Annotated in this window: 1 protein-coding gene; it reads left to right on the top strand. The window is 28.8% G+C overall.

What is annotated here, in order from left to right; translation table 11 throughout:
* Positions 1-437: 2-oxo acid dehydrogenase subunit E2 (locus IDG60_RS17245; protein WP_206160980.1), on the top strand; the 437-nt coding region annotated here is incomplete at its 5' end.
* Positions 438-825: the final 388 nt, after the last annotated feature.

The following is an 825-nucleotide window of genomic DNA, read 5'->3' as shown; positions in this document are numbered from 1 at the left end:
TCTTACATAAAGACATTAATATTTCAATTGCTGTTGCTGATGAAAATAAATTATACGTACCTGTGATTAAGCATGCAGACGAAAAGTCAATCAAAGGTATAGCTAGAGAAATTAATACTTTAGCAACGAAAGCGCGTAATAAGCAATTGACAGCTGAAGATATGCAGGGCGGTACATTTACGGTAAATAATACTGGTACATTTGGTTCAGTATCATCAATGGGTATTATAAATCATCCACAAGCAGCGATTTTACAAGTAGAATCAATCGTTAAAAAGCCAGTAGTAATTAATGATATGATTGCAATTCGTAACATGGTTAATTTATGTATTTCAATTGATCATCGTATTTTAGATGGTTTACAAACAGGTAAATTTATGAATCATATTAAACAGCGTATCGAACAGTATACTTTAGAAAATACAAATATATATTAGTGATAACATAGATGCATCTATCGACAACTTGTTTTATCTTGTTCTTGTCGATGGATGTATTATTTTTTGGCACTAAAATATGTGCAATATATTCAAAAAAGATAAAGAACAATAATCAACATGGTTGAATGCATTTTTGCAGTAAAGTCAAAATAAGACATCATACTTGAAACATATTAATGAAAACATGTGAACAAATTAGTTACCATGATTTTAAGCACAATAATGTTTGGTATATTGTTAAAATTGTGTCTAAATATAGGTGTGATTCAGATTAGTTTATTGAACAATATGTTATTAATTAGTAGAATGAGGATAGTTTAAATATAAAGGGATAGGTGATTGAACTTATGGACATGAATTTCGATTTATACATGAACGGTGTTGT

Source organism: Staphylococcus sp. EG-SA-2 (assembly GCF_017152085.1).
The sequence above is the reverse complement of the archived record's forward strand: the minus strand, read 5'-3'. Positions and strand labels throughout refer to the sequence as shown.